At 59.5% G+C, this 343-nt stretch carries 1 protein-coding gene; it reads right to left on the bottom strand.

Features of this window, described 5'->3' with window-relative positions:
* On the bottom strand, positions 1-343 hold a 343-nt coding region (locus JRI89_14060), incomplete at both ends, for a trimethylamine methyltransferase family protein (protein MBW2072365.1).

The raw sequence follows: 343 nt of genomic DNA, 5'->3' as shown, positions 1-343 counted from the left end.
CATATGTTTCTTCAGCACTGTTGATAATCGCCTGCAGCTCTTCCTGCACTTCCCTGGGCAGCGGCTCCACCTGGTGCGTGGCCAGAATTTCCCTCGCCTTCTCCCTGGCCACCTCCCTGATGTCCTCGCCCCCTCTGGCCGCCCAGGCATCATAGGTGTGCCGATCAAAAAGCCGGGGCAGATAGTGCTCCGTGTGAATGTGATCCAGAGTATGGCGCAGTCCCATGTAATTGCCCCGCGGCCCCACCTCCTTGATCTGCTCGAAACTGAGAGTCTCCGGAGTGACCCGCACCCCCTCCAGCACCCTGGCCACCATGCCCAGCATCTCATTGTCGATCACATA

It is taken from the genome of Deltaproteobacteria bacterium (assembly GCA_019309045.1).
Classification (GTDB): Bacteria; Desulfobacterota; Syntrophobacteria; order BM002; family BM002; genus JAFDGZ01.
Note: the sequence above shows the minus strand (reverse complement) of the source record. Positions and strands in the feature narration are given on the sequence as shown.